This window comes from Variovorax sp. GW821-FHT09D07 (assembly GCF_059416345.1).
On record NZ_JBWKOY010000007.1, the window covers coordinates 22,860 to 42,744 of the forward strand.

The 19,885-nt window shown below is 70.3% G+C and carries 20 protein-coding genes and 1 riboswitch; of the genes, 17 read left to right on the forward strand and 3 right to left on the reverse strand.

Annotated features, from left to right (window positions below; all coding sequences use genetic code 11):
• Positions 1 to 12: 12 nt before the first annotated feature.
• From AC07OX_RS22945 to AC07OX_RS23020, 16 genes are all read left to right on the forward strand, one after another.
• A complete protein-coding gene (locus AC07OX_RS22945) occupies positions 13 to 858 on the forward strand; it encodes an ABC transporter permease (protein ID WP_370681937.1) in 846 nt (281 codons plus the stop codon).
• Positions 843 to 1,637, forward strand: a complete 795-nt coding sequence (locus AC07OX_RS22950; RefSeq protein WP_062481286.1) for an ABC transporter ATP-binding protein — start codon at positions 843 to 845, stop codon at positions 1,635 to 1,637. Before AC07OX_RS22945 ends, AC07OX_RS22950 begins: the two co-directional genes overlap by 16 nt.
• A 7-nt stretch (positions 1,638 to 1,644) precedes the next feature.
• Complete coding sequence (hutC, locus tag AC07OX_RS22955; protein ID WP_062481289.1) at positions 1,645 to 2,382, forward strand: histidine utilization transcriptional repressor HutC; 738 nt, start codon at positions 1,645 to 1,647, stop codon at positions 2,380 to 2,382.
• 70 nt (positions 2,383 to 2,452) lie between these two features.
• The gene (hutH, locus tag AC07OX_RS22960) at positions 2,453 to 4,015 is read left to right on the forward strand and encodes a histidine ammonia-lyase (protein ID WP_095951037.1); all 1,563 of its coding nucleotides are present in this window, start codon (positions 2,453 to 2,455) and stop codon (positions 4,013 to 4,015) included.
• Positions 4,016 to 4,052: 37 nt separating this feature from the next.
• Positions 4,053 to 5,783: a urocanate hydratase gene (hutU, locus tag AC07OX_RS22965; RefSeq protein ID WP_495262013.1), complete on the forward strand. Its 1,731-nt coding sequence runs from the start codon at positions 4,053 to 4,055 to the stop codon at positions 5,781 to 5,783.
• A 70-nt stretch (positions 5,784 to 5,853) separates the two neighbouring features.
• On the forward strand, positions 5,854 to 6,693 hold the full coding sequence (locus AC07OX_RS22970) for a phytanoyl-CoA dioxygenase family protein (protein ID WP_495262014.1): 840 nt from the start codon (positions 5,854 to 5,856) through the stop codon (positions 6,691 to 6,693).
• A 133-nt stretch (positions 6,694 to 6,826) separates the two neighbouring features.
• A complete protein-coding gene (locus tag AC07OX_RS22975; RefSeq protein WP_095951039.1) occupies positions 6,827 to 7,561 on the forward strand; it encodes an IclR family transcriptional regulator in 735 nt (244 codons plus the stop codon).
• Between the two features lie 53 nt (positions 7,562 to 7,614).
• Complete coding sequence (locus AC07OX_RS22980; protein WP_062482279.1) at positions 7,615 to 8,367, forward strand: transporter substrate-binding domain-containing protein; 753 nt, start codon at positions 7,615 to 7,617, stop codon at positions 8,365 to 8,367.
• A gap of 7 nt (positions 8,368 to 8,374) precedes the next feature.
• Positions 8,375 to 9,043, forward strand: coding sequence for an amino acid ABC transporter permease (locus AC07OX_RS22985; protein ID WP_062482282.1), 669 nt, complete (start codon positions 8,375 to 8,377; stop codon positions 9,041 to 9,043).
• Positions 9,040 to 9,612, forward strand: a complete 573-nt coding sequence (locus tag AC07OX_RS22990) for a HutD/Ves family protein (RefSeq protein WP_495262015.1) — start codon at positions 9,040 to 9,042, stop codon at positions 9,610 to 9,612. The genes AC07OX_RS22985 and AC07OX_RS22990 overlap by 4 nt, the downstream gene beginning before the upstream one ends.
• Positions 9,613 to 9,635: 23 nt before the next feature.
• The gene (gene hutI, locus AC07OX_RS22995) at positions 9,636 to 10,892 is read left to right on the forward strand and encodes an imidazolonepropionase (protein WP_495262016.1); all 1,257 of its coding nucleotides are present in this window, start codon (positions 9,636 to 9,638) and stop codon (positions 10,890 to 10,892) included.
• Positions 10,889 to 12,271 carry a formimidoylglutamate deiminase gene (locus tag AC07OX_RS23000; protein ID WP_495262017.1) on the forward strand — a complete coding sequence of 461 codons (1,383 nt, stop codon included), beginning with the start codon at positions 10,889 to 10,891 and terminating at the stop codon, positions 12,269 to 12,271. Before hutI ends, AC07OX_RS23000 begins: the two co-directional genes overlap by 4 nt.
• Positions 12,272 to 12,277: 6 nt before the next feature.
• Entirely contained in the window at positions 12,278 to 13,099 is an 822-nt protein-coding gene (hutG, locus tag AC07OX_RS23005; RefSeq protein WP_062482294.1) for an N-formylglutamate deformylase, read from the forward strand.
• Entirely contained in the window at positions 13,096 to 14,253 is a 1,158-nt protein-coding gene (locus AC07OX_RS23010) for a histidinol-phosphate transaminase (RefSeq protein ID WP_495262018.1), read from the forward strand. Before hutG ends, AC07OX_RS23010 begins: the two co-directional genes overlap by 4 nt.
• Before the next feature lie 56 nt (positions 14,254 to 14,309).
• The gene (locus AC07OX_RS23015; RefSeq protein WP_495262019.1) at positions 14,310 to 15,359 is read left to right on the forward strand and encodes a homocysteine S-methyltransferase family protein; all 1,050 of its coding nucleotides are present in this window, start codon (positions 14,310 to 14,312) and stop codon (positions 15,357 to 15,359) included.
• 78 nt (positions 15,360 to 15,437) lie between these two features.
• Positions 15,438 to 16,202, forward strand: coding sequence for an SH3 domain-containing protein (locus AC07OX_RS23020; protein ID WP_159278916.1), 765 nt, complete (start codon positions 15,438 to 15,440; stop codon positions 16,200 to 16,202).
• A 6-nt stretch (positions 16,203 to 16,208) separates the two neighbouring features.
• Here AC07OX_RS23020 and AC07OX_RS23025 read toward each other — a convergent pair whose 3' ends face one another.
• Entirely contained in the window at positions 16,209 to 17,129 is a 921-nt protein-coding gene (locus AC07OX_RS23025; RefSeq protein WP_495262020.1) for a LysR family transcriptional regulator, read from the reverse strand.
• Between the two features lie 101 nt (positions 17,130 to 17,230).
• On the opposite strand from AC07OX_RS23025, the gene AC07OX_RS23030 reads away from it, so the two are divergent.
• Positions 17,231 to 17,668: a PACE efflux transporter gene (locus AC07OX_RS23030; RefSeq protein WP_062473998.1), complete on the forward strand. Its 438-nt coding sequence runs from the start codon at positions 17,231 to 17,233 to the stop codon at positions 17,666 to 17,668.
• Between the two features lie 21 nt (positions 17,669 to 17,689).
• Here the strand turns inward: AC07OX_RS23030 and AC07OX_RS23035 are convergent, their stop codons facing one another.
• On the reverse strand, positions 17,690 to 18,601 hold the full coding sequence (locus tag AC07OX_RS23035; RefSeq protein ID WP_495262021.1) for a lipase secretion chaperone: 912 nt from the start codon (positions 18,599 to 18,601) through the stop codon (positions 17,690 to 17,692).
• A gap of 11 nt (positions 18,602 to 18,612) precedes the next feature.
• Positions 18,613 to 19,668, reverse strand: a complete 1,056-nt coding sequence (locus tag AC07OX_RS23040) for an esterase/lipase family protein (RefSeq protein ID WP_495262022.1) — start codon at positions 19,666 to 19,668, stop codon at positions 18,613 to 18,615.
• A 132-nt stretch (positions 19,669 to 19,800) separates the two neighbouring features.
• A riboswitch (S-adenosyl-L-homocysteine riboswitch) is annotated at positions 19,801 to 19,876 on the forward strand.
• Positions 19,877 to 19,885: the final 9 nt, after the last annotated feature.

A 19,885-nucleotide genomic window follows, 5' to 3' on the forward strand; every position in this document is an offset into this window, starting at 1 on the left:
GCCTTGCCGCAGATGCAACCGATGACCGCCGCTCCGGCGCGCGCCGTGACGCCGCCGCCCGCGCCTCCCGTGCGGCGCCGAGTGTTCGCGCCGCTCGAACCCATCAGCGCATCCGCGCGCACGATGCTGGGGCTGGGCTTCTTCGTGCTCTTCGTGGTGGTGTGGGGCATCGCCACGCTGGGCGGCTTCGTGTCGCCCACCTTCCTGGCGAGCCCGATCACGATGGTGAAAGAGGGCTGGCTGCTCTTCACCGAGTACGGCTTCATCGGCGACATCGGCATGACCGTGTGGCGCGTGTTTGGCGGCTTCCTGCTGGCGGCCGTCATCGCGGTGCCGCTGGGCGTGGCCATGGGCACCTGGAAGACCGTCGAGGCCTTCTTCGAGCCCTTCGTCTCGTTCTGCCGCTACCTGCCGGCCTCGGCCTTCATTCCGCTGCTCATCCTGTGGGCGGGCCTGGGCGAAATGCAGAAGCTCCTGGTGATCTTCATCGGCTCGTTCTTCCAGATCGTGCTGATGGTGGCCGTCACCGTGGGCGGCGCGCGGCGCGACCTCGTCGAGGCCGCCTACACGCTGGGCGCCAACAGCCGCGGCATCGTGGCGCGCGTGCTCATTCCGGGGGCCGCGCCGGGCATCGCCGAAACGCTGCGCCTCGTGCTGGGCTGGGCCTGGACCTATGTGATCGTGGCCGAGCTCATCGGCTCCTCGTCGGGCATCGGCCACATGATCACCGACAGCCAGGCGCTGCTGAACACCGGCCAGATCATCTTCGGGATCATCGTGATCGGCGTCATCGGCCTGTTGTCCGACTTCGCTTTCAAGGCGATGAATCGCCGTCTGTTTGCATGGGCTGCACTGTGAAGAACCAACTTTCCATTCAAGGCGTCTCGCGCGTCTTCACCGGCACCAAGGGCCAGCGCACGCAGGCGCTGCAGCCGATCGACTTCGAGGTGAAGGAGAACGACTTCGTCACCATCCTCGGCCCCTCGGGCTGCGGCAAGTCGACGCTGCTGCGCATCGTGGCGGGGCTCGACTTCCCGACCACCGGCCAGGTGATGCTCGACGGCGAGCGCATCGAAGGCCCGGGCGCCGACCGCGGCGTGGTGTTCCAGAGCTACACGCTCTTCCCGTGGCTCACGGTGGCGCAGAACATCCGCTTCGGCCTGCGTGAGCGCGGCATGAGCGAGGCCGACCAGAAGGAACGCAGCGAGTTCTTCATCGCCAAGGTCGGCCTGCGCGGCTTCGAGCACCACTTTCCCAAGCAGCTCTCGGGCGGCATGCAGCAGCGCACGGCCATTGCGCGCGCGCTGGCCAACGACCCCAAGATGCTGCTGCTCGACGAGCCCTTCGGCGCGCTCGACAACCAGACCCGCGTGCTCATGCAGGAGCTGCTGCTGGGCATCTGGGAGTCGGCGCAGAAGACGGTGCTGTTCGTCACGCACGACATCGACGAGGCGATCTTCATGGCCAACCGCGTGGCGGTGTTCAGCGCGCGGCCGGGCCGCATCAAGACCGAGATCGCGGTCGACTTTCCGCACCCGCGCAGCTACACCATCAAGACCTCGCCCGAGTTCATGGACATCAAGGCGCGCCTGACCGAAGAAATCCGCGCCGAGTCGATGGCCGCCGCGGAACATTGAAAGCACGATGAAACGCGACCTGCCGTCCCTCGCGCTCTATGCGCAAGTCAAGGATCACATCTCCCGCAAGATCCAGGACGGCACGTGGCCGCCCGGCCACCGCCTGCCTTCCGAGAACGAGCTGGTCGCGCAGTTCGGCATGGCGCGCATGACCGTGAACCGCGCCCTGCGCGAACTCATGGAGCAGGGGCGCATCGTGCGCGTGGCCGGCGTCGGCAGCTTCGTGGCCGAGAACAAGCCGCAGTCGACGCTGCTGCAGATCGCCAACATCGCCAGCGAGATCCGCCAGCGCGGCCACGACTACCGCTGCGAGATGCTCGCGGTCGAGCGCCTCGCGGCCTCGCCCGACGTGGCCGCCTGGCTCGACCTGCGCGCGGGCGACTCGGTGTTCCACAGCGCCTGCCTGCACCTGGACAACGACACGCCCGTGCAGCTCGAGGAGCGCTACGTCAACCCGCAGGTCGTGCCCGACTTTCTCGAGCAGGACTTCACGGCCGTGCCGCCCAGCGAATACCTGGTGCGCAACGTGCCCTTCGACCAGATCGAACACGTCGTCGATGCCGTGCTGCCCAGCGCCGAACAGGCCGAGCGGCTCGCGATGGCGCCCACCGACCCCTGCCTGCTGCTGACGCGCCGCACCTGGATCCGCAACACGCCCGTGACCTGGGTGCGCTGCCTGCATCCGGCCTCGCGCTACAGCCTGGGCAGCCGCTTTAAATCCGACGGCAACCCGACCTTCGGCTAGACAGACCGTTTTTTTTCGACCCTCAGAGGCCCACGTTTTCTCTCGCAACCACTTGTATAGACAGGTTCACATGCCAAGCAATCACACCGCCACTTCCCACGCCACATTGACCCTCACGCCCGGCAAGGTCGACCTCGCGATGCTGCGACGCATCCAGGCCGGCGGCGTGCACCTTGCGCTCGACCCGTCGGTGCAGGACGGCATGGCCAAGGCCGAGGCCGCGGTGCGCCACATCGTCGAGAACGACGAGGTGGTCTACGGCATCAACACCGGTTTCGGCAAGCTCGCCAGCACGCGCATCGGCAACGACCACCTGGCCGAGCTGCAGCGCAACCTCGTGCTCTCGCACAGCGTGGGCACGGGCGAGCCGCTGGCCGCGCCGGTGGTGCGCATGATCCTCGCGACCAAGGCCGTGAGCCTGGCGCGCGGCCACTCGGGCGTGCGGCCCGCGCTGGTCGATGCGCTGCTGGCGCTGTTCAACGCCGGCGTCACGCCCAGCATCCCGTGCAAGGGCTCGGTCGGCGCCTCGGGCGACCTCGCGCCGCTGGCCCACATGGCCTGCGTGCTGATCGGCGAAGGCGAAGCCACGCTGGCCGACGGCAAGAAGGTGAGCGGCGCCGAAGCCATGCGCAGCATCGGCCTCGAGCCCTTCGTGCTCGGCCCCAAGGAGGGCCTGGCGCTGCTCAACGGCACGCAGGTGTCGACCGCGCTGGCGCTCGCCGGCCTGTTCGGCGCCGAAGACGTGTTTGCCGCCGCGCTGATGTCGGGCGCGCTGTCGCTCGAAGCCATCCAGGGTTCGATCAAGCCCTTCGACGCGCGCATCCACGCCGCGCGCGGCCAGCCCGGCCAGATCGCCGTGGCCGGCGCCGTGCGCACGCTGCTCGACGGCAGCGAGATCGTGCCTTCGCACGCCGACTGCGGCCGCGTGCAGGACCCGTACTCGGTGCGCTGCATCCCGCAGGTGATGGGCGCCTGCCTCGACAACCTGGCCCACGCCTCGCGCGTGCTGGTCATCGAAGCGAACGCCGCGTCGGACAACCCGCTCGTGTTCTGCGACACCGGCGAGGTGATCTCGGGCGGCAACTTCCACGCCGAGCCGGTCGCCTTCGCGGCCGACATCATTGCGCTGGCCGTGAGCGAAGTCGGCGCCATCGCCGAGCGCCGCCTCGCGCTGCTGCTCGACAGCGGCCTGTCGGGCCTGCCGCCCTTCCTGGTGCGCGACGGCGGCCTGAACTCCGGCTTCATGATCGCGCAGGTCACGGCCGCCGCGCTCGCCTCGGAAAACAAGTCGCACGCGCACCCCGCCAGCGTCGACAGCCTGCCGACCTCGGCCAACCAGGAAGACCACGTGTCGATGGCCACCTTCGCGGCGCGCCGCCTGGGCGACATGGTCAACAACACCGCCGTGGTGGTGGGCATCGAAGCGATGGCCGCCGCCCAGGGCATCGAACTCAAGCGCAAGCTGAAGAGTTCGCCGCTGGTCGAAGCGGAGTTCGCCCGCATCCGCCAGAAAGTCGCGTTCCTCGAGACCGACCGCTACCTCGCACCCGACATCGAAGCCATGCGCCTGTGGGCGCTCGCGGCCGACCTGCCGGCCGCGCTGCTCGACATCCTGCCCAGCCACTCGAAGTGATCCGTACCGACTGCCACCCGACAAGGAGAACCACGCCATGAACGCACCCGACAAATTCGCCCTGAACACCCCCGCCGCCGGCGCCGATCCGCGCCATGACCCGACCCGCGTGATCCGCGCCCCGCGCGGCACCGAGCTCAACTGCAAGAGCTGGCTCACCGAAGCGCCGTACCGCATGCTGCAGAACAACCTCGACGCCGAGGTGGCCGAGCGCCCGCAAGACCTCGTGGTGTACGGCGGCATCGGCCGCGCCGCGCGCGACTGGGCCTGCTACGACCAGATCCTCGCCTCGCTGAAGGAACTGGAAGACGACGAGACGCTGCTCATCCAGTCGGGCAAGCCGGTCGGCGTGTTCAAGACGCACGCCGACGCACCGCGCGTGCTGCTCGCCAACTCCAACCTCGTGCCGAAGTGGGCCAACTGGGAGCACTTCAACGAGCTCGATCGCCAGGGCCTCTTCATGTACGGCCAGATGACGGCGGGCAGCTGGATCTACATCGGCAGCCAGGGCATCGTGCAAGGCACCTTCGAAACCTTCGTCGAAGCCGGCCGCCAGCACTACAACAACAGCCTCGCGGGCAAGTGGATCCTCACGGCCGGCCTGGGCGGCATGGGCGGCGCGCAGCCGCTCGCGGCCACGCTGGCCGGCGCCGTGTCGCTGAACATCGAGTGCCAGCAGTCGAGCATCGACTTCCGCCTGCGCACGCGCTACGTCGACAAGCAGGCACGCGACATCGACCACGCCTTCGAACTCATCAAGCAGCACTGCGATGCCAAGGAAGCCGTGTCGATCGCGCTGCTGGGCAACGCGGCCGACATCCTGCCCGAGCTGGTCAAGCGCGCGAAGGCCGGCGGCCTCAAGCCCGACCTCGTGACCGACCAGACCTCCGCGCACGACCTGATCAACGGCTACCTGCCCTCGGGCTGGAGCGTGCCGCAATGGCAGGCCGCCATGAAGGACGCGTCGCAACACGACGCCCTGAAGAAGGCCGCCGCCAAGTCGTGCGCCGTGCACGTGCAGGCCATGCTCGACTTCCAGGCCATGGGCATCCCCACGGTCGACTACGGCAACAACATCCGCCAGGTCGCGTTCGACGAAGGCGTGAAGAACGCCTTCGACTTCCCGGGCTTCGTGCCGGCCTACATCCGTCCGCTGTTCTGCGAAGGCAAGGGCCCGTTCCGCTGGGTCGCGCTCTCGGGCGACCCGGAAGACATCTACAAGACCGACGCCAAGATCAAGGAGCTGTTCCCCGACAACACCCACACGCACCGCTGGCTCGACATGGCGCGCGAGCGCATCGCCTTCCAGGGCCTGCCCGCGCGCATCTGCTGGCTCGGCCTGGGCGAGCGCCACATCGCCGGCCTGGCCTTCAACGAGATGGTGAAGAACGGCGAGCTCAAGGGCCCGATCGTCATCGGCCGCGACCACCTGGACACCGGCTCGGTCGCCAGCCCGAACCGCGAGACCGAAGCCATGAAGGACGGCACCGACGCCGTCTCCGACTGGCCGCTGCTCAACGCCCTGCTCAACACGGCCGGCGGCGCGACCTGGGTCAGCCTGCACCACGGCGGCGGCGTGGGCATGGGCTACTCGCAGCACTCGGGCGTGGTGATCGTGTGCGACGGCACCGACGCCGCGGCCAAGCGCATCGGGCGCGTGCTCTTCAACGACCCGGCCACCGGCGTGATGCGCCATGCCGACGCGGGCTACGACATCGCGGTCGCCACGGCGAAGAAGCAGGGCTTGAAGCTGCCGATGATCAAGTAAGGCCGGCAGGCGCCGCAGGTGAAGTAAAAAAGCGGGTCACCGACACCCCGAAAAAGAAGGAGACCCGACGATGACCCTCGATGCTTCCGACCTGCAGCGCCGCGTGCGCGAACGCGTGGACGACGCGCTGGTGGCGCAGTTCCAGCGCGACGGCGCGGTCTGCATCCGCCAGCTGCTCACGGCCGACGAACTCGCGCTGCTGCAGGGCGGCATCGAGGCGAACCTGGCGGCGCCCAGCCCGCGCGCCAAGGTCGCGAGCCGGCCCGACGACCCGGGCCGCTTCTTCGAGGACTTCTGCAACTGGCAGGAGATCGACGCCTTCGGCCGCTTCATCCGGCAGGCGCCGCTGGCGCAACTCGCGCAGCGGCTCATGGGCTCCGACACCGTGCGCCTGTACCACGACCACCTGCTCGTGAAGGAGCCCGGCACGCGCCAGCGCACGCCGTGGCACCAGGACCAGCCCTACTACAACATCGAGGGCATGCAGAACGTCAGCATGTGGATTCCGGTCGATCCGGTGTCGCGTGCCGCCACGCTCGAGTTCGTGGCCGGCTCCCACAAGGGGCCGTGGCTCATGCCGCGCACCTTCATGGACAACCACGCCAAGTGGTTCCCCGAAGGCAGCCTCGACGACCTGCCCGACATCGAGGGCGCGCGCGAGCGCTTCCCCATCGTCGGCTGGGACATCGAGCCGGGCGACTTCGTCTGCTTCCACATGCTCACGCTGCATGCGGCCGCCGGCGTCGAGGGGCCGAACCGGCGCCGCGTGTTCTCGGTGCGCTTCCTGGGCGACGACATCCGCCACGCCCCGCGCAGCTGGAAGACCTCGCCCGATTTCCCAGGCCTGGCCGAGCGCCTGCCGGCCGGCGCGCCGATGGACGATCCGCTCTTTCCGCTGCTGGTGCGCTGAGCCTCGGTAAGACGAAGGTAGAAAGAAAAAACGCGCTCATTCCCATCGAGTGGGAATTCGGGCTTGGTCGTGAGAACGGCGAGCAAGATACTGCACGCCGCATCCACTTTCGACCGCCCAGCGATTGCCCCCGATGACGACCCCCCTTGACGCTCCCGCCCACAACGACCGCGCGCTGTTCGTGCTGTCGGTGCTGGCGCAAAGCAAGGCGGCGATGACGGCGGCCGAGCTGGTGCAGGCCACCGGCCTGTCGCAGAGCACGCTGTACCGCCAGGTCGCCACCTTGCGCCGCTGGGGCTTCGTGATGGAGTCCGAGGGCCGCTACTCGCCGGGGCCCGTCAGCGTGCAGCTGGCCAGCGGTTTCGACGGCAACTCCGACCTCGTGATGGCCGCGCGCGCCGACATGCGCGTGCTGGCGCAGCAGAGCCACGAGAGCGTGGCGCTCGTCACCCTGGTGAACGAGCGCGTCGTGTGCCTGGAGATGATCGACAGCGAACAGTCGCTGCGCTGCTCCTTCGACCGCGGCCGCAGCGTGCCCGCGCGCGACGGCGCCAGCGCCAAGTGCCTGCTGGCCCATGCGCCCGACGACGCGCGCGACCTGCTGCTCGACGGGCTCGACGAAGGCCCCGAACGCCGTGCCGAGCGCGCCGCCGAACTCGACGCCATCCGCGCCGCCGGCCATGCCGTGACCCACGGCGAGGTCGATGCCGGCGTGTGGGGCGCGAGCGCGCCGGTGCTGGCCGCGGGCCGGCGCCTGCGCGGGGCGATCACGCTCATGGCGCCGCTCACGCGCGTCGAAGGCATGGAAGCTGCATTGGTCCACATGACCGTCGTCACGGCGGCCCGCATCTCGCGCGCACTGCAGTAGTCGCCGCTTTTCTTTTTCTTTCTCCCTCCCTCACCTCCACGAAAGCCCTCCCCATGAACACCCGTCGCACCCTCGTCGCCGCCGCCCTGTCCGGCCTCGCCTTCTTCGGTTTCGCTGGCGCCGCGCAAGCCCAGGGCGAGCCGCTGCGCGTGGCCACCGACGCCACCTTCCCGCCGATGGAGTTCGTGGAAAACGGCAAGCGCACCGGCTTCGACGTGGAGCTGGTCGAGGCCATTGGCAAGACGCTGGGCCGCAAGATCGAGTGGATCGACATCGACTTCAAGGGCCTCGTGCCGGGCCTCATTTCGAAGCGCTTCGACATGGCCGTGTCGGGCATCTACATCACCGACGAGCGCAAGAAGGTCGTCGACTTCACCGTGCCGTACTACGCCGGCGGCCTCGTGGTCATGGTGAAGGACAACAACACGACCATCAAGAAGCCGGCCGACATCAACGGCAAGAAGGTCAGCGTGCAGGTGGGCACCAAGTCCGTGTCGTACACGAAGGAGAAATTCCCGCAGGTGCAGCTGATGGAGGTCGAGAAGAACCAGGAGATGTTCAACCTCGTGGACATCGGCCGTGCCGACGCCGCCGTCACCGGCAAGCCCGCCGCCTTCCAGTACGTGCGCACGCGCGGCGGCCTGAAGGTGCTCGACGAGCAGATCACGACCGAGGAATACGGCATGGCCATCCGCAAGGACACGCCCGAGCTCACCAAGGCCGTGAACGGCGCGATCGAGAAGCTCAAGGCCGACGGCACCTACGCGGCCATCGTCAAGAAGTGGTTCAGCGCCACCGCCAAGTAAGCGCGCCATGGACTTCGATTTCTCGCCCGTCTGGCAGGGCTGGCCCGACCTGCTGCGCGGCGCGCTGGTCACGGTGGAGATCACCGCCTGCGCGCTGGCCCTGGGTTGCGTGCTGGGCCTGCTGGTCGGCATCGGCCGGCTGAACCCGAAGCGGCGCTGGATCTACGGCGTGTGCACCGCCTACGTGGCGGCGATTCGCGGCACGCCGCTGCTGGTGCAGCTGTTCATCCTGTTCTTCGGCCTGCCGCACTTCGGCATCCTGCTGCCGGCCTTCGTGTGCGGCGTGCTGGGGCTCGGCGTGTATTCGGGCGCCTACGTGTCCGAAATCGTGCGCGGCGCGATCCAGTCGATCGACAAGGGCCAGACCATGGCCGCGCAATCGCTGGGCATGACGCCCGGCGTGGCCATGCGCCAGATCGTGCTGCCGCAGGCCGTGGTGCGCATGATCCCGCCGCTGGGCAACGAGTTCATCGCGCTCATCAAGAACTCGGCGCTGGTGTCGCTGCTCACGATCCACGATGTGATGCACGAAGGCCAGAAGATCATCAGCGTGTCGTACCGCTCGCTCGAGGTGTACCTGGCCATCGCGCTCGTGTACTTCATGCTCACGGGCACGATGACGCTGATCCTGCGGCATTTCGAACAGAAGCTGCGCCAGGGCGGATTGATGCGATGAGCGTGCAGCGTTTTTCGCGCGCGACCCTGCGTGCCACGCCCTGGAAGAACGGCGGCGGCACCACGCAGGAAATCGCCAGCTGGCCGCCAGGCGCGGGGCTCGACAGCTTCGGCTGGCGCGTGAGCATCGCCACCATCGCGTCGCCCGGCCCGTTCTCGGTGTTCCCGGGCATCGACCGCCAGATCATGCTGCTCGAAGGCGACGGCGTGCGCCTCTTCACGCACGACGGCCGCGTGTCGCACCGGCTCGACGTGCCGCACCAGCCCTTCGCCTTTTCGGGCGACGACCCGATCGACTGCACGCTGCTCGGCGGCGCCTCGAACGACTTCAACGTGATGGCGCGCAGCGGTCAGTGGCGCGCCGACGTGCAGGTGCTGGAACGCGCCGCCGACATCGCGCCCGCGCCGCACGGCGTGCTGCTGGCGTTGCGCGGTGAGTGGCGCTTGAATGACGGCGAGGCCCTGGGCGACGGCGACGGCCTGTGCTGGACCGACGCCGCGCAGGCATGGCAGGCCGCACCGGCGAGCGACGGCGCGCGGCTGGTGGCCGTGCGCTTCGTGCCGGCCTGAGCGGCCCAAGCAAAGAACAGGAGATGACGATGACACCCCCCAGCGAATTCCCCTCGGCCGACGGCCTGTGGACCGGCCTGCGCCTGGCGCCCGGTGCGGCGCCCGGCGTCACCTTGGCGCCCGACGCCGAAGCCGCCCTTGTGGTCGCGCAGGGCACGGTCCGCTGGGTCGGCGCGCGCGCCGACCTGCCCGCCGAATTCGCGGGGCTCGCGTCGCACGACGGCGGCGGTGCGCTCGTCACGCCCGGCCTCGTCGATTGCCACACGCACCTGGTCTACGGCGGCCAGCGCGCCAACGAGTTCGCGATGCGGCTCGCGGGCGCGACGTACGAAGAAGTGGCGAAGGCCGGTGGCGGCATCGTCTCGTCGGTGCGCGCCACGCGCGAGGCCGACGAGGACACGCTGTTCGCCCAGGCCGCCGCGCGCCTCGAGCAGCTGCTGGCCGACGGTGCCTGCGCCATCGAGATCAAGTCGGGCTACGGCCTGGCGCTCGAGCACGAGCGCAAGCAGCTGCGCGTGGCGCGGCGACTGGGCCAGGCCTACGGCGTCACCGTGCGCACCACCTTCCTCGGCGCGCACGCACTGCCGCCCGAGTACGCCGGCCGCAGCGGCGACTACATCGACCTTGTCTGCAAAGAGATGCTGCCTGCGCTCGCCGCCGAAGGGCTGGTCGATGCGGTCGACGTGTTCTGCGAGCGCATCGCCTTCTCGCTCGCGGAAACCGAGCAGGTCTTCCAAGCCGCCAAGGCGCTGGGCCTGCCCGTGAAGCTGCATGCCGAGCAGCTGTCGGACATGGGCGGCGCGGCGCTGGCCGCGCGCTACGGCGCGCTGTCGTGCGACCACATCGAGCACCTGTCGGCCGACGGCATCGCGGCCATGCGCCAGTCGGGCACCGTGGCCGTGCTGCTGCCCGGCGCCTACTACACGCTGCGCGACACGCACCTGCCGCCCATCGACGCGCTGCGCGCCGCGGGCGTGCCGATGGCCGTGTCGACCGACCACAACCCCGGCACCTCGCCGACGCTGAGCCTGCTGCTGATGGTCAACATGGCCTGCACGCTGTTCCGCCTCACCGTGCCCGAGGCGCTGGCCGGCGTCACCGTGCACGCCGCGCGCGCGCTGGGCCTGCAGGACACGCACGGCGCCATCGCGCCCGGCATGCCCGCCAACTTCGTGCTCTGGAACCTGCACGACGCCGCCGAGCTGGCCTACTGGTTCGGCCAGCAGCCGGTGCGCGCCGTGGTGCGCCAGGGACGCATCGCCATCGGAGCCACCGAATGACACACACGCTTTTCGCAGCCGATGCGCTGCTGCCCGCAGGCTGGACGAAGAACGTCCTGCTGACGTGGAACGACGCCGGCCAGCTCACGCAGGTGCAGGCCGGCGCGCAACCGCCCGCGGGTGCGCAGGTGGCGACCGGCCCGGTGATCCCGGGCATGCCCAACCTGCATTCGCACGCCTTCCAGCGCGCCTTCGCGGGGCTCACCGAGCACCGCGCCGAACAGCAGGACAGCTTCTGGAGCTGGCGCACGCTGATGTACCGCTTTGCCGCGCGCCTCGGTCCGCAGCACATGGAGGCCATCGCGACCTGGCTCTACGCCGAGATGCTCGAGGCGGGCTACACCAGCGTGTGCGAGTTCCAGTACGTGCACCACGACACCGACGGGCGTCCCTACGCCGACGACGCGGCGCTGAGCCGTGCGCTGCTGCGCGCCGCGCAGAACACGGGCATCGGCTTCACGCTGCTGCCCGTGCTCTACCAGACCAGCGGCTTCGGCGACCAGCCGCCCACCGACGGACAGCGCCGCTTCATCCGCTCGACCGAATCGATGCTGCGCCTGCTCGACGCGCTCAAGCCCGACTGCGACGCGCAGGGCGCGCGCCTGGGCCTGGCGCCGCATTCGCTGCGCGCCGTGCCGCCCGAGGCGCTGCGCGAGGCGCTCGCCGGCCTGGACGCCATCGACCGCACCGCGCCGGTCCACATCCACATCGCCGAGCAGACGAAGGAAGTGGACGACTGCGTGGAGTGGAGCGGCCTGCGCCCGGTCGAATGGCTGCTCGACCACGCGAGCGTCGATGCGCGCTGGTGCCTCGTGCACGCCACGCACATGAACGACGCCGAGTACGAATACGCGGCCCAGAGCGGCGCGGTCGCGGGCCTGTGCCCGACCACCGAGGCCAACCTGGGCGACGGCATCTTCGACTTCGCGCGCTGGCGCAACCACGGCGGCGCCTGGGGCGTGGGCTCCGACAGCCACGCCAGCGTCAACGCGGCCGAGGAACTGCTGATGCTCGAGTACAGCCAGCGCCTGGGCCGGCGCCAGCGCAACGTCGGCGCCAGCGCGGCGCAGCCGCACGTGGCCACCGCGCTCACGCTCGAAGCCGTGCAGGGCGGGGCGCAAGCTTCGGGCCGCGCGGTCGGCGGGCTGGCCGCGGGGCAGCAGGCCGACTTCGTCGTGCTCGATGCCCATCACCTCGCGCTGCAGGGCCTGTCGGCGCCCGACATGCTCTCGGCCCATGTGTTCGCGAGCCACCGCACCTCGGCCGTCGACGCGGTCTGGGTGGCGGGCCGCCCGCGCGTCACGGCCGGGCGCCACGCGCTGCATGGCGATGCCGCCGCCGCCTTCGTTGCCGCGCGCACCCAACTCCTCAAGGACTGAATTCCCATGGCCTTCACCACCACCGAACCGGCGTTCCGCTTCCGCCAGGGCACGCGCCCGCTGCTGATCTCGATGCCGCACGTCGGCACGCACGTGCCGCCCGCGCTGGCCGCGCGCTTCACCGACGAGGCGCGCCACGTGCCCGACACCGACTGGCACCTCGAGCAGCTCTACGACTTCGCCGACGCGCTCGGCGCCTCGGTGCTCGTGGCCACGCACTCGCGCTACGTGGTCGACCTGAACCGTCCGCCGGACGGCGCCAGCCTGTACCCGGGCCAGAGCGTCACCGGCCTGTGCCCGGTCGACACCTTCGACGACACGCCGGTCTATGCGAAGCCCGAAGACCACCCGTCCGACGAAGAAGTTGCCGAACGCCGCGAGGCCGTCTGGCGCCCGTACCACCAGCAGCTGCAGGCCGAGCTCGATCGCCTCACGGCCGCGCACGGCACCGTCGCGCTGTGGGACGCGCACTCGATCCGCTCCGTGCTGCCGCGCTTCTTCGAAGGCAAGCTGCCCGACCTGAACCTGGGCACCGCCGACGGCAAGAGCTGCGACCCCGCGCTGGCCGCCACGCTGCGCGGCATCGCCGAATCGGCGCCGGGCTACACCGGCGTGCTCAACGGCCGCTTCAAGGGCGGCCACATCACGCGCCAGTACGGCAACCCGGCCGGCGGCGTGCACGCGGTGCAGCTGGAGATGACCCAGTCGAGCTACATGCAGGAAGCGCTGCCCTTCGACTACCTGCCCGACGTGGCCGCGGGCGTGAAGCCGCACGTGCGCCGCATGCTGGAAGCCGTGCTGGCCTTCGTCGAAGGCGGCGCCCGGTGAGCGCCGCCATCCACGCGTTCGCGCGCCCCGAGGTGCCGCCGCTGCCGCCCTACAACGCGGGGCTGTCCTCGGACGCCGTGCGCGCGCGCTACGGCGTCAGCGAGATCGCGCGGCTGGCGAGCAACGAGAACCCGTACGGCTCCAGCCCCGCGGTGGCGCGGGCGCTGGTCGACCTGGCGGCGCGCGCGGGCACCTACCCCGACGCCAACTCCACGGCGCTGCGTGCCGCGATTGCGGAGCGCACCGGTGCGCAGCCCGGTGAGGTGGTGATCGGCAACGGCTCCGAGGACATCCTGCAGATGCTGTGCCAGGCGCTGCTGTCGCCGGGCGACCGCGTGCTTACGCAGCGCCCGGCCTTCGGCCTGCACGAGATCTACCCGCGCATGATGGGCGCGCAGGTCGAACTGCTGACGCTCACGCCGGAACTCGGCTTCGACCTGGAGGCCTGGTGCGCGGCGCTCGCGCGCGGGCCCAAGGTGGTGATGCTGGCCAACCCCTCGAACCCGGTCGGCTGCATATTCGATGCCGGCGACTTCGCGCGCCTGCTCGCGGCGGTGCCCGCGGGCACGCTGCTGGTGGTGGACGAGGCCTACTACGAATATGCGCGGCTGGCGCCCGGCTACCCCGACGTGCTCGCCCTGCTGCGCGCATGGCAGGCGGCCGGCGAAGGCCGCTCCCCCTGGATCGTGTTGCGCACCTTCTCCAAGGCCTGGGGCCTGGCCGGCCTGCGTGTGGGCTACGGCATTGCGTCCGACGCGGCGCTGGTGCAGCTGCTCGACCGCGTGCGCACGCCTTTCAACGTGAACCTGGCGGCGCAGGCCGCGGCGCTGGCGGCCTGGGGCGACGAGGCCTTCATGGCACAGGCGGTGGCGCGCACGGTGCAGCAGCGCGAGGCGCTGGCGGCGCAGCTTCGCGCCCTGGCCGGGTCGGTCTGGCCGAGCCTGCGCATCGCGCCTTCGGCGGCCAACTTCCTGTTCGTCGACCTCGGGCGGCCCAACGCGCCGGTCAACGAGGCCCTGCTGGCGCGCGGGATCATCGTCAAGCCCTGGAAGGAGCCGGGGTTCGAGACCTTCATCCGCGTGTCGGTGGGCACCGACGCGGACAACGCGCGCTTCGTGCAGGCGCTGGCGGAGATCGCGGGCGGGCAAGGCTGACGCCGGCAAGACCCGCCTGCGCGCCGGGCCAGACCGGGGTTTTTACAATCGCGGACATGACCAAGCCCCTCATCTATACCCGCGGCCAGGCGCTGCCGGGCATCCTCGCCAACCGCATTGCCATCCTCGACGGCGCGATGGGCACGATGATCCAGCGCTTCAAGCTCACCGAAGAGCAATACCGCGGCGAGCGCTTCAAGGACTTCGAGCGCGACGTGAAGGGCAACAACGAGCTGCTGTCGCTCACGCGCCCCGACGTCATCACCGACATCCACGAGGCCTACCTCGCGGCCGGCGCCGACCTCATCGAGACCAACACCTTCGGCGCCACCACCATCGCGCAGGAGGACTACAGGATGGCCCACCTGGCGCGCGAGATGAACCTCGAATCGGCCAAGCTGGCGCGCGCGGCCTGCGACAAGTACAGCACGCCCGACAAGCCGCGCTTCGTGGCCGGCGCCCTCGGCCCGACGCCCAAGACCGCGAGCATCAGCCCCGACGTGAACGACCCCGGCGCGCGCAATGTCGATTTCGAATCGCTGCGCGCGGCGTACTACGAGCAGACCGAAGCATTGGTCGAAGGCGGCGCCGACGTGATCCTGGTCGAGACCATCTTCGACACGCTCAACGCCAAGGCCGCGTTGTTCGCGGTGGACGAATATTTCGACAACAGCGGCCAGCGCCTGCCGCTGATCATCAGCGGCACGGTGACCGATGCGTCGGGGCGCATCCTCAGCGGCCAGACCGTGACCGCCTTCTGGCACAGCGTGCGCCATGCGCAGCCGCTGGCCATCGGCCTGAACTGCGCGCTGGGCGCGACGCTGATGCGCCCCTACATCCAGGAACTGGCGCGCGTGGCGGGCGACACCTACATCAGCTGCTACCCGAACGCCGGCCTGCCCAACCCGATGAGCGACACCGGCTTCGACGAGACGCCCGACGTCACCTCGCGCCTGCTGCACGAGTTCGCGGCCGAGGGGCTGGTGAACATCGTGGGCGGCTGCTGCGGCACCACGCCGGACCACATCGCGGCGATCGGTGCGGCGGTGGCGCCTGCGAAGGGGCGCCTGCTGAACAGCAACGGCTTCTACAAAGAAGCCGCCTGACGCCGGGCGCCGCGCGCGCCCTCGGCTGATTGACGGCTCCCCGCCCCACGCCTACGCTGGGGCGCACAGGAGCCTCCCATGAACGCCACATCCTTCTTGCGCCGCGCTGCCTTGGGCGCGCTCGTCCTGCTGCTGCCGCTTGCGGCGGCGGCGCAGCAGGCCTTCACGCGCGGCGCGGTCAACCTGCGCGCCGGGCCCTCGGGCGACTACCCGCTGGTGGCGCGGCTCGGGCCGGGGCAGCCGGTCGACGTGGTCGGCTGCACCAGCGGCTACGGCTGGTGCGACGTGGTGCTGCCCGACGGCGGGCGCGGCTGGGTCTGGGCCAGGAACCTCGACTACGCCTACCAGCAGCAGCGCGTGCCGCTGGCCACCTACGGCGCGGTCATCGGCGTGCCGATCGTGAGCTTCGTGATCGGCAGCTACTGGGCCGACTACTACCGCGACCGCCCCTGGTACGGCGACCGGCGCTGGTGGGGCCACCGGCCCCCGCCGCCGCCGATCGCGGGCTGGCGCCCGCCGCCGCCCGTGCACCCGGGCTGGCAGCCGCGGCCCTGGCCGGGGCCTGGCGTGCGTCCGCCCCACGGACCCGGGGTCCGTCCACCTCATGGACCTGGGGTCCGTCCACCGCACGGGCCGGGCATCCGGCCGCCCGTCGACCCGGGGTTCCGCCCGCCGCGCCCGCAGCCGGGCTTCCGGCCTGGGCCGCCGCCGGGCGTGTCGCATCCGCATCCGGGCGGGGGCCGGCCCGGTGGGGGCGGCGGGGGTGGAGGAGGGCGTCCGCACGGCGGGGGCGGTGGGCACGGCGGTGGAGGCGGGCACGGCCACGGCCACGGAAAGAATTGACCCGGCTCACACGGCCGGCGTCCCGATGCCGGCCGCCGCCTGCCGGTCGCGCGCGATCAGCGCCACGAAGCGCTGCGCGCCCAGGCCCAGCGGCCGTTCGCGCGACCACACCACGTCCACCCACAGGTCCAGCCCGTTGCTGAGGTTCTCGAACGGAATCTCGACCAGCGCGCCCGCCGCCACGTGCGGCCGCGCGAAGTTGCGCGGCAGCCAGCCCCAGCCCAGCCCGGCGGTGATCAGGCTCAGCGCGGCCAGCGCGTTGTCGGTGCGCCAGACATGCCGGGCGAACACGAAGCGCGGGTCGCTGGTGGCCAGGTCGCGCCCCGCGACCACGATCTGGCGCGTGTTCGTCAGGTGCTCCTCGCGCAGGCGCCCGCCGGCCGCCGCGCGCAGCACCGGGTGCTCGGGCGCCATCACGGCCACCATGGTGTCGCTGCCCACCTCCTGGAAGCCCTCGCGGCCGTCGAGGCTGGGGCGCTCGAACACCAGCGCCAGCTGCGCCCGGCCGCTGTGCAGCAGCGCCAGCGCGTCGGCCTGCGGCGCCGCCAGCACCTCGACCTGCAGCAGCGGGTAGTCGTCGGCCAGCGCGGCCAACGGCCCGCTCCAGGGCGCGGCCAGCAGCTCGGGCGCGATGGCCAGCGTGAGCCGGTCTTCCAGCCCCTGCGTGAGCGCCAGCGCCTGCACCTGCAACTGCCGCAGCTGGGCCGCGAGCAGCCGCGCCTGCGGTTCGAGCGAGCGCGCGGCGGACGTGGGCTGGGGCTCGCGGCCGCTGCGGTCGAACAGCGGCAGCGCCAGTTCGGCCTCGAGGTTGGCGATGGCCATGCTGACGGCCGACGGCACCTTGCGCAGCGCCCGCGCGGCGGCCGAGAAAGAGCCGTGGTCGAGCACGGCCAGGAAGACCTCGACGTTGTCGCTGGAGAAAGCCATGGCGCCCGATCTATCAATAAAACTGAAATAAGTTAACTTTTTATATCAACTAAAAGCAAATAAAGTCCCTCCATCGCAGTCAAACACACAGAGAAACAGTCATGCAGGGCCTTCAGCGTCGGATCGTTTACATCTCCCTCTACGAGGGCATCGCCATCGTGGCGGCCAGCGCCGGCCTGGCCCTGATGTCGGACGCGGGGCTCGGCCACTCGGGCCTGCTGGCCGTGGGGGCCTCGGTGATCGCGGTGATCTGGAACCTGACCTTCAACGCCCTGTTCGAGCGCTGGGAGTCGCGCCAGGCGGTGCGCGGGCGCAGCCTGAAGCGCCGCATCGCCCACGCCATCGGCTTCGAGGGCGGCCTGATCGCCTTCCTGGTGCCGATGCTGGCCTGGGGCCTGGGCGTGTCGCTCTGGCAGGCGCTGGTGATGGACCTGGGCCTGGTGGTGTTCTTCCTGGTCTACACCTTCGTCTTCAACTGGGCCTTCGACCGCGTGTTCGGCCTGCCGGCCTCGGCCATGGGCGAAGCGCAGCCTGCGTAAGCCTGCGCTTACTTAGCCGATTCACTTCGCCGGCTTGGACGCGGCGGCCGAGCGCATCGCCAGGGCCCCGCTCAGGCGCAGGCGCTCGTTCTCGTTGAAGAGCGTCTCGCGCAGCTGGGCCCGCTCGGCCTCGGGCGCGCTGGCGTAGCGGTCGAGCCGGGCGTTCCATTCCTGGGTTTCCTGGTCGAGCGTGGCCAGGCCGCGCGCCACTTCGTAGCCGTAAGCCTCGCTGCGCGCGGCAAAGCGCTCCTGGGGGCTGGCGCCACGCGCCTGCAGCGCCTCGGTCTGGCGCATCACGTCCAGATGGGCCACCGCCTCCTTGCGCACCTCGCGCTGCGCGGGCGACAGCCAGGCCTGCTCGCTTTGGGCCAGCGCCGCGGCGCGCTGCTCGGGCGTGAGGTCGGGGTTGGACAGCAACTCCATCTTCTCGGCCATGAACCGGTCCTGCCGGATCTGGTTGCCGAACAGGCCTTCGATTTCCTCGGGCGCGAAGAACTGCCGGCGCACCGCCTCGCGCGCCTCCAGGCTGCGCCGCAGAAAGGCCGGGTCGCCCGGCGCGGGTGGTTGCAAGGTGCGCAGGGCTTCCTGCATGTCGACGTAGCGCTCGAGCAGGCCCAGCGCGCGCACGCGCCAGTCTTCGCGCAGGCGCGGGGCGAGCAGGGCGGGCGCGCGGGCCATCAGCGTGGCCTTGCTGTCGGCCTGCGCTTCGGCAAGCACCTGGTCGAAGAGGGTGATGAGGTCGCTGGTGAGCAGGGCGTCGGGGGCCGATGCGGTGGACTGCGCCGGACGAGGCGCGGTGGGCACCGCGACCGCCGCCGTGGCGCGGGGCGCGGCGGCCTGCGGCGCATCGACCGCCCCGGGGCCGAGCGCCAGCCAGCCGGTCCCCGCCGCCACCAGCGCGACCGCGCCGATGGTCAAGGCCACACCGCGCATGCGCAGCGTCCTCAGAGCCCCGCGCTCTTAAGTCGCGCGGCCTGTTCCCTGAACAGCTCCGGCGGCTTCTTCTCGTAGTACGGGAACTGGCTGCCGTAGGTGTTGCCGAAGGCCTGGTTCACCTCGTCCAGGTGGTTCTGGCGGTAGTCGCCCAGGTGGGTGCCCAGGCGCGTGGTGCAGACCGCGAGCAGGCCGTCGTTGGGCTCGCCGAAGAAGAACAGGCTGCCCAGGGCCGACAGCGCCGTGTCGCTCGGGTCGAAGAGGTTGAAGCTGGTCGACACGCCCGACCACGAGTAGTAGCGCACGCCGTTGGCCACGGCCGCACCGCTCTTCACGTCGCACGACGAGCCCGGCGCGGGGCGCCCCTGCGGGAACTTGGCGTCGAAGGCCGCGCCGCCCGCCGTGGTCAGCGAGGCCAGCGCGTTCAACGGCACCTCGGGCAGCTGGCTCGGGTCCTTGCCCGAGAGAAAGCCGATCAGCCCCGTCAGCAGGCCGACGGCCTTCACTACCAGGGTCTGGCCGATGCCGCCTTCGGGCAACTTGGCCAGCAGGTCGGCCACCTTCGAGCCGCCGTTGGCACCGCCCACCGACGTGACCGAGGCCACCATGTCGGGCGCCACCGCCGCCACGTAGCGCACCGTGGGCGAGCCCTGCGAATGGCCGATGAGGTTGAACTTGAGCGTGGGGTTCTGCTCCAGCGCGCGGATGGTCTTGAGCTCCTGCAGCAGCTGCTCGCCGCGGATCTCGGAGGTGTTGGTGCCCGACACCTGCGCCACGTACACCTTGGCGCCCGCGGCGGCCAGCCTGCCGGGGATGTCGTAGAAGTAGTCGACCCCCAGCAGGTTGTCGAAGCCCAGCAGGCCGTGGACCAGCACGATCGGGTACTTCGTCTTCGCCGTGTCGGAGGTGACGCGGGCCTCGACGCGCGTGGCGCTGTCGCCGGCGGCGGCACGCGCTGGTGGCGCGTGAACCGCGAGGGCCGCGGCGGCCAGGAGGCTGCAGCTCAGGGCCACGGCGCGCATCGGGGTGGCTGCATGCTGCAACCGGACATTCCACTTCCTGGCCATCGGCGAACTCCCTTACGTTTGGTTAAAAACACGAACGTTCGTTCAGAAACGGTGGGCGCATTCTGTTGACACGTGCAGGAATGAAAACTGGGGTTTTCCCAGGGCGCAATCGAATCGACCTAAAATGCGCGACTTCCCAAGGAGCGTTGCAGCGGTTCGCCACAGAGGCGAATCGTCAGGCTTGGGGCGACAACGACGCTCGCCTGTCCGACTCTTC